This is a genomic window from Alkalibacillus filiformis (assembly GCF_030814115.1).
Classification (GTDB): Bacteria; Bacillota; Bacilli; order Bacillales; family Alkalibacillaceae; genus Alkalibacillus; species Alkalibacillus filiformis.
In genome coordinates, this window is sequence record NZ_JAUSUP010000013.1 from 43,445 (window position 1) to 53,144 (window position 9,700).

Below are 9,700 nucleotides of genomic sequence, written 5' to 3' on the forward strand. Positions count from 1 at the left end.
TCTATTTAAACTGGAGTGTTTTGATGAGGTTTTCTTATATCTTATTATTTATATACATTGCGCTTATAGCATCTTGTTTAATCATTACGAACCCATTATGGGGTTACATAATTACAATTATTATATTGACTAATTTGCTTCAGCTAAAGACTAATATAGTATTTCTCTTTATTTATTTCCCAATAAGGCCGTTTATAACTGAATTCAACACAGGTCTATTATTTCTTGGTGACGCAATTATCGTTCTATCTTTCTTACAAGTCATCTTCATTGAGCGAGACAGGCTTAAAACGATATTTTTAAAGTCTCACTTTATGGTTTATTTTTATTTATTCTTAGCTTTTGGTGCAGCTACTGCAATAGTGTCAAATGTTCCCCTTGCATCTATTATATTTCAATTAAGAACGCTCGGCATTATGTCGTTACTAGTCTACATTTTATGTTCTAATTATTGGCAACCAAAAGACTTATCAAGAATTGTAAACACGTCCATGATCACTGCATTAATTTTAAGTTTACACGGAATTGTTGAGAAAGTATTTTCAAGAACATATTTATTCCCTGAAACTTGGAGTGAATGGGAACTAGCATCAGTAAATGCAGAGCGGGTATATGGAATGCTTGCTAATCCTAATGTTTTAGCTACATATTTATTAATTGTTTTTTGGCTCAGTTTCTTGCCAATTCAAAACGATTCAAAAATTACTCGACTCTATCCAATCATTCGTCCAATTATATTAGGGACCACCTTACTGACCGTTTCACGTGGTGCTTTTATTGCTTTTGCAGTCGGCTTTGCTATTTATCTAGTCTTAACAAGAGACTTAAAGACATTACAAAAACTAACACTATCAGCAATACTTGCTTTCACTTTTATATACTATCCAGCTACAAGCAACTGGACTTCCAATATACACCCTATTGAGAGTGATGAACATATTGAAGAATCTCCCGAGCAATCAAGTCAATATGATAGTTTCTTTCAAAGAATCACTACTATGCTATCAGACGATACGATTCAAGCAAGTACAGAGTGGGGGCGCATTTACATTGTCATTAAAGGTTTAGAACTATTTAAGAATAGTCCAGTTTTAGGCCATGGGTTTGGTACGTTTGGTGATGCCGCAACTTTAAGGTATGGCTCTCCAATTTACGAACAATATGAAATAGAAAGTAGAATCTATTCAGACAATCAGTACGTTAACATTCTAGCTTCAACTGGTATTACAGGTATTATCTTATTAATTGCTTTGATCGTGTCACTGCTCAAAAAACTATTTCCTATAATAGGACATAGAGAACGAGCTACTTTAATTATGCTCACCATTGTTTTATTAATATTGGCTAGTTTTTACAACATTTTAGAAGATCAAGTTTTTATGGTGTATTATTTTACCATTTTAGGTTATTTAATTAATTTTAACAACTTTAAGGATGTGTCTTAACGATGCGTATTTTAATTGCGACAATATTTAACTACCCACACGAAGGTGGACTATCCACCCATATGACAACTTTAAAAAAAGGTTTAGAAACAAGAGGTCATACAGTTGATATTATATCTGGTAGCGACTTTTCTAAACGAGACACCACAAGTATTCGCGGGAGAAGTTTTATTGTAAATAAGTTCAGGAAAGGAAAGGGGCAACTACTTGGTGATCAACTAAGGATGAATTTGCTAAAGAATTTAATTAACAATGAATCTAGTCAATATGATGTTATTAACACGCAGGATGTGTTTGCCACATTAGCTTGTAAAGAGATGGGTATAAAAATCGTTGAAACCGTTCATGGCTATTATACTTTTGAAGCCATTAGTAGAGGTGCTTATAAAGAAAATAGCAAGTCAGCCATTAAGGCTAAAGAAATAGAAAGAGATGCCTATCAATCTGCAGATGACATTATTTGTGTCGATCAACGTATAAAAGATTATATAAAGAAAGAAGTAAGCATTGAAGGAAATGTAATCAGGAATTTTATTGACCTAGAACTCTTTAACACTTCTCAAGAACAGATCGAAAATACATTTACAAAGTACAACATATCTAACAACAAAAAAATACTACTAGTTCCAAGAAGGCTAACTGAGAAGAATGGTGTGATCCTTCCATCACTCGCATTACCGACTATTTTAGAGGAGCACCCACATGTTCAGCTCGTTTATGCTGGTAGTGGTGAACTTTTAGAGCGTTTAAAAAATAAAGTGAAAGAACTTAACATTGAATCTAACGTTATGTTTCTTGGGTCAGTTCCCCATCATGATATGAGATCCCTATTTCAAGGTTGCGATGTCGTTATAGTACCTTCTATCCACTCAAAGGGTGTTGAAGAAGCCACATCTATCGCAGCATTAGAAGGGATGGCTGCCAAGAAACCTGTCATAGCAGGTGGAGTAGGAGGATTAAAAGAGATGATTAATCACTCTGACAATGGCATGTTGTTCGAAAATGAAAACTATAATGAATTAGCTGAACATATTAATATTTTGTTAAGAGATTCTAACCTGTATAACCAAATAGCATCCTCAAGCTATCGATACATTAAAAAAAACCATGCACTTGATACAGCAACAGCACATTTTGAGCAAATATATGTACAGGCCTCTGAAAAGAAATAGATGATCGACTGCTTTCAATATATTTCTTAGATATGAAAAACCACAGAACGAATTCTGTGGTTTTATTAAATGCTATTCTAGCTTGGCACTTTGTTTCGCAAGGGCTTGTTTTCGGAAATCTTTTTTCTCTTTTTTAGACATCTTTTTATAATGATTTAAAAACTCTTCATATTGCGGAAGAACTTCATTAACGTCACCGTACATCTTAACTTCACCAAATTCTAGCCAAAGAATCTTCTCACAAAACTCCTTCATTTGCCCAATCGAATGGCTGACAAAGAACATCGTTTTGCCAGATTCCTTAAATTCCTTCATCTTATCTAGACTCTTTTGCGCGAAGGTTTTATCCCCTACCGACAATGCTTCATCGATTAATAAGATATCAGGGTCAATATTAATCGAGATTGAGAAGCCGAGACGAGATTTCATTCCACTCGAGTATGATTTCACTGGTTGATCGATAAACTTGCCTAATTCTGAAAACTCAATGATGTCTTCTTCCATGCTCGCAATTTCCGTTTTATTAAATCCAAGCATTAACAATTTTAATTCAATGTTCTCTCGTCCAGTCAACTTCTTGTCTAACCCTGCATTTACAGCAATCAGTGACGCTTGGCCATCAAGTTTCACTTCCCCTTCGGTTTGAGGTATAACGCCAGCCACGATATTGGCCAATGTTGACTTTCCTGAACCATTAACGCCTACGAAGCCAACAATGTCACCATGTTCTACATCGAAAGAAACATTTTGTAAAGCATAAAAATCTTCACCGTAATCTTTGCCAGGGAGAAGCAGGTCTAGCATTCTCTCTGAGCGTTTACTATATAGTTTATATTTTTTATATACATTTTCAACAATGACAGACTTACTCATTTAAGCCACACACCCTAATCATAAGAAATCTACAAAATGTCTTCTAAATTTAACATGTAAGTAGGAACCGAATAAAAATAATACGATTACTAATGACCAGAAATATAATGAATATTCCCAGTTTGCAATAAAGAACCATTCTCCACCTAATAAAGATTGCCTATAACCCTCAACAATATAGTAAAAAGGATTAATCATCATGACCATCTGTAGCCATTCTGGTAAACGGGTTGGTGGCCATAGGATTGGAGATAAATATAACAACATCCTCATAATGGATTGCAAAAACATTTGAACATCTTGTGCAATAGTAGAGAGTGTTGAAGTGATTAATGAAATACTAAACAGTAATGCCATAACAGCAAACATATATATTGGTAACTGCAAATAATACACCGATATTGGATAGCCAGCAAACTGTAACACGACCATAACGATTAATAAGAGCACTAAGTGGGGATATAATTGCGAAAATATGACGTAATTAGGGATCACACTCATTGGAAAATTCATTTTAGAAAGCATTTTAATCTTTGAATAAATCGCTTTAGAACCTTTCAACACACCGTTGTTAATTAAAAACCAAACAACAATTCCTGCTAACATCCACTGAAAGAAAGGAACGTCTTCGATTGGTTCTCTTTGACGAATACCGTAACCAAAAACAAACCAAAAGATTGAGATCTGGATCATTGGGTTAATTAATTCCCAAGCCATCCCTAAATATGTATTCATCGTTGTACTTTTCAGTTCATAAACAGAAAGCCTTCTAACTAAGTAAAAATATTTAATCTGTTCCATTAGAACAGTTATACCTGCTCTCATTGTTATTCCTACTTTCTAATGAGCATACTAAAATGTTAAACAATCTGTATTATCTTATAGTTTCTATACATTTTCAAGAATTTATTTATCGTTATAAAAAGCTTCTACAACTCGTTTCGAAGCCTCTCCATCTTCTATACCGCAAAACGTACTGTAAAATTGTTGATATGAAACACTTAAATCATTATCTTTAGATACTGCTTGAATATGTGAAATTACTTGTTCAGTATTTTTCACTAAAGGACCTGGCGCTTCTTGCTCTAAATCGAAGTAGAACCCTCTTAAATGATCGCGATACTCATCTAAATCATAGACGTAAAAAATAATAGGGCGTTTCAAGTTCGCAAAGTCGAAAAACACAGAAGAATAATCAGTAATTAATATATCTGAAATTACATAAAGCTCTCTTATATCCAAGTAATTAGAAACGTCATACGCAAACCCTTCATACTCAGTTAAGTCAATATTTTCTGAGATTAAATAGTGCATTCTTAAGAGGATTACGTATTCATTGCCTAATTGCTCTTTCATTCGATTAAGGTCTAATTTAATATCAAACTTATATTGTCCTACACTGTAAAATTGGTTATCACGCCATGTTGGTGCGTATAATATTACTTTTTTATCCTTTGGTATATTTAATTGTTCTTTGACTACGCTTACATCGCGTTGAGTGTAATTATATAAGAAATCATTACGTGGATAACCTGTTTCTAACACTTGACCGTTGAAACTAAAAGCTCTTGTAAAGATTTCTGTTGAGTATGCATTTGGTGATACTAAGTAATCCCAATTGCTTGATTCCGTTATAAAGTTTCGTTTATATCGTCCTGTATCTGTCCCTGGCATATGAATTTCTTTGATGTCTACTCCTAACCTTTTTAATGGTGTTCCGTGCCAAGTCTGAACATACTCCGTCTTCTTCGGTTTCGGCAACCAATTAGGTAGTCGGACGTTGTTCACCCAATATTTCGCTCTAGGCATCGTTAGAAACCACTTGATTGTAAATCGTTTAATATATGGAATATTTAGACCTTCAAATAATTTAGTATGGCGACGATCAACACTCCAAACGAGTTGTGCGTTAGGTGTATTTTCACTCATGTATTCGAAAATTGCCCTAGGACTATCACTATATTGTTTACCATGAAAACTTTCGAATACGACTAAACTGCTTTTTTTTGGTAATTCACCAACTATTTTAAAAATGATTTTGTATATTTTCTGCATTTTACTACCTGATAAGATCCTTTTTATAACCTTACTAACCAACATTTCTCACCTCTTCTATTAATTCATCCCTTTTGAACATTGCGTTAACAGTATATAATAACTTAAGAGATTTATATTGGATGAAACAAAAGGAGCCTTTTAAATGAACATTCATGAGCATTTAAGCCAATTATTCAAATTACTCTTAATCATATTACTTTCCCTTCTACCTATAAATATAATTGTTTCAACCAATTTCGCTAGTGACATTAGAGAAGTCGGCCTTACAACAACCGATTACACATTATATTTAAGTGCTATTCTAATAGTTTTATATCTTATTATTAACAAGAACTATTGGAAAGGTATATTGGATAAATTTATATACTTATACATTGCATCAGGTTTATTTATTATTATTAATTTAGTAAGCCATATTTATAACTCTAATTTTAATGAAAATTCAACTTTCATTGAATTAATATTTTCTCTCTTAATTATAATTGCTTTCGCTAAAGTTACTTGGTCTCCAAAACTGATTATAAATATCGGTTTTGTTGCTAGTTTTATTGTAATTTTAATCTTTATACATTGGCAAGTACTTGATAACCCTACTAACAGATTTCAGAGCATATTTAGAAATCCAAACGGCCTGGGAATAGTTGCATTTTGTTTAATCTTCTTTCAGATTATAGCAATTAGATTCATGCCTTTAATTTACAAATCTTATTTCTATATAACAATCTGCCTTAACGTTGTTTTGGTATACGTTACTACATCAAGAGCTGTATGGCTAGCATTACTAGTTTCATTAATTTCATTTATTGTTATTAAATTTTACAGAGAGAAGAGCAAGCACTTATTTGGGATTACTATTGGTACGTCATTTACACTTGTATTTCTATACATTCAGTTAGAAGGCACTCGATTAGGTGATTGGCTTAATGATCAATCCCGTGAACATTTTTCTAAAAACTTTTTCTCAGGAAGAAGTGGTTTGTGGGCAGAGTTATGGGAAGCAATAATGGCTTCTCCAGTGATTGGGCACGGTGTCGGTGTCCATGCTAGAGATATTACATCTTATCAACTAACATCACATAACCAATTTTTACAGACTATGTTAGAGTCAGGATTTATTGGCTTCGTCATATTAATTGGCCTTTTATTAAGTCTATGGCTTTTACTATTAAAGAATTTGAATCATGGTGTTACAGTTTGGTCTATGAGTTTCTTTGTCGGCATTCTAGTATATCAATCACTTGAAATGAGCTTGTTTATTAACAATACATGGTTTGGACTATTTCAATGGCTAATTATTTGTATCGGTATAAGCTTCAAAGATAATTATACAAAAACTGACAAAAATCTATAAAATTATTAAATTCAATGTAGGATATTCGACTAAATATGTTATAATTCTTACAAGATTGTTACTCTATTTGATAGAAAGGAGTGTACTTACAGTCTAGCAATCTATTTCTACTAAATTACTAAGTTCCTATCCAAAATTAATAATTTTTGGAGGGAAGCTAATTGAAAATTGAATTTAATCGCATCTTACAGTTATCTGTGATGGCATTAATTATAACTATTCTTAGTTTGAGTGGTGCACATCAGTCTCAAGCTAGTGGCGATACTTTAGAAGGTGTAGCTTTGAAGGATCGCACCCATGTATATGAATCAACTAACCGTAATTCTGACGTTTTACGAAGCTACTCAGAAGGTAGTATCCTTCTTTACAAATCGTATTCTGAAAATTGGTATGAAGCCGTTGTCTTTGTAGATGGTGAGAGGAAGATAGGTTACATTAATGCATCAGATGTAGAAACTTCTACCAGTAATCCATCAAGTCTACAAGGGATCGCATTAAAAGACCGCACCCCTGTTTATAGTAAAGCTTCAACAGACTCTAGCTCTCCACGCTCATATGCGGAAGGAAGACTTCTTTACTATCAAACTTATACATCTGAATGGTATAAGGCAATCATTATTCGAAATGGTGAACGCGAGACAGTCTACATAAACGCAAGTGATGTAGAAAGTAAGGTTGACAGTCAAGAGTCACTTCAAGGCGTAGCATTAGCTGATCGTACACATGTGTACAGTAGAGCAAGTCGTGATGCAAGTACTCTACGTTCGTACGCTCAAGGTCGAGTACTGTACTACAAGACTTTCTCTTCTGAGTGGTATGAGGCTATCGTCATTATTAACGGTGAACGACAAACTGGTTATATCCACCGTGATGATGTTGACAATCTAGTTGACAACCAAACAACTCTTGAAGGCATTGCAAAGGATACAACTAATGTTTATAGCCGTGCTTCCCGTAATTCAAGCACATTTCGTTCATATAGCACTGGTACATCGCTAATCTATAAAACGTACTCTTCTGAGTGGTACGAGGCAATAGTTTTCATTAACGGTGAGCGACAAACTGGTTATATCCACCGTGATGATGTTGACTCGAAGTTAGATAGTCAAGTTAGCTTAAGAGGTATCGCTACAGAGAGTAATACTAATGTGTACTCTTACCTATCAAGAAATGCTGATGTGTTAAGATCCTACAATGAAGGCTCTGTATTAATGTATCGTTCATTATCAGATAACTGGCATGAAGCTGTTGTATTTGTTGATGGTCAAAAACAAATTGGTTACATTAATGTGGATGATGTAGAGAATGCCTATAATACCCAAGAGAGTTTACAAGGTGCAGCAGTTAAAGATCCGACAAATGTTTATAGTGGTGCTTCGAGAGATTCAAGCGTCCTAAGGTCTTATGATGAAAACCGAACATTACTTTTTAGAACATTTTCTGATTCTTGGTATGAAGCGACTGTTATTATTGATGGTGAGCCACAAACCGGTTATATCCATCGTGACGATGTAAATACAGACGCTAGAGTCGAAGATACAACACAGTATGATCGAGACTTTAATGATGCTGTTGATAAATGGATGGCTCGCAGTCCACAAATTTGGGATAATGGTGGCTTCAAAGACGCTACTAGAGAAGACGTCATTTATTATGCAAATCCCGACAACTTCTCCGACAACAATGCCAATAGTTTTTTCCAGTATTTAGTCTTATCACAACCTGCAGGCCTTGATGCTAATGAGTTAGACCAAAACTTGCTACATGATAAGGGTACATTACGAGGTACTGGTAGTGATTTTGTACGAGCAGGCCGTGACTATGATGTAAATGAGGTTTATTTAATTGCTCATGCATTACACGAAACTGGTAACGGTACTTCTGAATTAGCTCAAGGTGTAGAGTACAACGGAACAACTGTTTATAACATGTATGGTATTGCTGCATATGACAGATGTCCTGTAGAGTGTGGAGCAGAACATGCGTACGAACAAGGTTGGGATACACCTGGTAAAGCTGTCATTGGCGGAGCTGAGTTTATCAGACAAAGGTACTTAGACTCTGGACAGGATACACTATATAAGATGAGGTGGAATCCTGAAAGCCCAGGTGATGACCAATATGCTACTGATGTCAACTGGGCTATTGGCCAAACACATCGTATAGCTAACCTGTATAGTTCAATAGATAACTATACTTTATTCTTTGATATCCCTGAATACAGTGGTGAAACTGATCAACCTAGTGAAGTAGCATCTTACCCAAGTGAAACAACAGGAACTACTACTGCTAGCTCCTTGGACTTCCGTAGTGGTCCTTCTACATCCGATTCAGTACTTGGGTCAATTTCTAACGGTACAGAAATCGATGTATTAGGATATGCTGTCGGTCAGGAAGTAAGCGGTAATGACATTTGGTATCAAGTTAAGCATAATAACCAAACTGGATGGGTTCATAGTAATCATGTAGATTTAGATAACTTGCTACAAGTTAATACATCTTCGACTTCACTGAACGTTCGTTCTGAACCTGAAGTAGCTGACGGAAACATTATTGGTTCATTAGCTAAAAGTTCTTATGCTAATGCAGTAATGGAAAGTGGCTCAATGGTTAAAGAAGATGGATGGTATAAAGTTCATCTAACTGACAGTTCAGAAACTGGATGGGTGAGCGGAGATTACATTCGTGAAATTAGATAAATAATCAAGTAGGAGGAGGTGATTAACCTCCGACCTCTCACACCACCGTACGTACGGTTCCGTATACGGCGGTTCAATTTTATATTAAGCACGTACTTTCTT

At 34.8% G+C, this 9,700-nt stretch carries 7 protein-coding genes; 4 read left to right on the forward strand and 3 right to left on the reverse strand.

From position 1 onward, the window contains the following. Nucleotides 1-23 precede the first annotated feature (23 nt). Both J2R98_RS12875 and J2R98_RS12880 read left to right on the forward strand, forming a co-directional pair. Nucleotides 24-1,445: an O-antigen ligase family protein gene (locus tag J2R98_RS12875; protein ID WP_307069633.1), complete on the forward strand. Its 1,422-nt coding sequence runs from the start codon at nucleotides 24-26 to the stop codon at nucleotides 1,443-1,445. Between the two features lie 2 nt (nucleotides 1,446-1,447). Continuing rightward, on the forward strand, nucleotides 1,448-2,617 hold the full coding sequence (locus J2R98_RS12880; protein WP_307069635.1) for a glycosyltransferase family 4 protein: 1,170 nt from the start codon (nucleotides 1,448-1,450) through the stop codon (nucleotides 2,615-2,617). Between the two features lie 72 nt (nucleotides 2,618-2,689). On the opposite strand, the gene tagH is transcribed toward J2R98_RS12880, so the two are convergent. From tagH to J2R98_RS12895, 3 genes are all read right to left on the reverse strand, one after another. Next, nucleotides 2,690-3,490 carry a teichoic acids export ABC transporter ATP-binding subunit TagH gene (gene tagH / locus J2R98_RS12885; RefSeq protein WP_307069637.1) on the reverse strand — a complete coding sequence of 267 codons (801 nt, stop codon included), beginning with the start codon at nucleotides 3,488-3,490 and terminating at the stop codon, nucleotides 2,690-2,692. Nucleotides 3,491-3,508: 18 nt separating this feature from the next. Next, a complete protein-coding gene (locus J2R98_RS12890; RefSeq protein WP_307069639.1) occupies nucleotides 3,509-4,315 on the reverse strand; it encodes an ABC transporter permease in 807 nt (268 codons plus the stop codon). A gap of 81 nt (nucleotides 4,316-4,396) precedes the next feature. After that, nucleotides 4,397-5,590: a CDP-glycerol glycerophosphotransferase family protein gene (locus tag J2R98_RS12895; protein ID WP_307069640.1), complete on the reverse strand. Its 1,194-nt coding sequence runs from the start codon at nucleotides 5,588-5,590 to the stop codon at nucleotides 4,397-4,399. Nucleotides 5,591-6,233: 643 nt separating this feature from the next. On the opposite strand from J2R98_RS12895, the gene J2R98_RS12900 reads away from it, so the two are divergent. Beyond that, nucleotides 6,234-6,899: an O-antigen ligase family protein gene (locus J2R98_RS12900; protein WP_307069642.1), complete on the forward strand. Its 666-nt coding sequence runs from the start codon at nucleotides 6,234-6,236 to the stop codon at nucleotides 6,897-6,899. A gap of 161 nt (nucleotides 6,900-7,060) precedes the next feature. Further along, nucleotides 7,061-9,598, forward strand: a complete 2,538-nt coding sequence (locus J2R98_RS12905; protein WP_307069644.1) for an SH3 domain-containing protein — start codon at nucleotides 7,061-7,063, stop codon at nucleotides 9,596-9,598. Nucleotides 9,599-9,700 lie beyond the last annotated feature (102 nt).

What these genes read in the sequence shown, in the direction of transcription:
- J2R98_RS12895 (WP_307069640.1), bottom strand. Translation starts at nt 5,590, where the DNA reads ATGTTGGTTAGTAAGGTTATAAAAAGGATCTTATCAGGTAGTAAAATG.
- J2R98_RS12890 (WP_307069639.1), bottom strand. Translation starts at nt 4,315, where the DNA reads ATGAGAGCAGGTATAACTGTTCTAATGGAACAGATTAAATATTTTTAC.
- J2R98_RS12875 (WP_307069633.1), top strand. Translation starts at nt 24, where the DNA reads ATGAGGTTTTCTTATATCTTATTATTTATATACATTGCGCTTATAGCA.
- tagH (WP_307069637.1), bottom strand. Translation starts at nt 3,490, where the DNA reads ATGAGTAAGTCTGTCATTGTTGAAAATGTATATAAAAAATATAAACTA.
- J2R98_RS12900 (WP_307069642.1), top strand. Translation starts at nt 6,234, where the DNA reads ATGCCTTTAATTTACAAATCTTATTTCTATATAACAATCTGCCTTAAC.
- J2R98_RS12880 (WP_307069635.1), top strand. Translation starts at nt 1,448, where the DNA reads ATGCGTATTTTAATTGCGACAATATTTAACTACCCACACGAAGGTGGA.